1 protein-coding gene is annotated in these 416 nt (G+C 63.9%); it reads left to right on the top strand.

The window, feature by feature from the left end:
* Nucleotides 1-416, top strand: a 416-nt coding sequence (locus U5A67_RS40565; RefSeq protein ID WP_415768409.1) for an electron transfer flavoprotein subunit alpha/FixB family protein, incomplete at both ends; no start/stop codon positions are given.

Genomic DNA, 416 nt, shown 5'->3' with positions numbered 1-416 from the left:
GCGCCGCAACTCGCGCAAGGTCTGGCGGAAAACGTCGAAGCGACGGTTCTCGCCATCGCGAAGAACTACTCGCACATCCTCGCGCCGGCAACGGCAGCGGGCAAGAACGTCACGCCGCGTATCGCTGCGAAGCTGGACGTCGCGCAGATCTCGGACATCACGGCAGTCGATTCGCCAGACACGTTCGAGCGCCCGATCTACGCTGGCAACGCGATTGCGACGGTGCAATCGGCTGATCCGGTCAAGGTCATCACGGTTCGTACGACGGCATTCGATGCAGTGGCAGCAGAAGGCGGCAGCGCAGCAATCGAAAAGCTCGAAGCCGCCGCCGACAACGGCAAGGCCGCCTTCGTCGGCCGCGAAGTCACGAAGCTCGACCGCCCGGAACTCACGAGCGCGAAGATCATCGTCTCGGG

The organism is Paraburkholderia sp. J69-1 (assembly GCF_905220255.1).
GTDB lineage: Bacteria > Pseudomonadota > Gammaproteobacteria > Burkholderiales > Burkholderiaceae > Paraburkholderia.
This window is presented reverse-complemented; position numbering and strand designations above follow the sequence as displayed.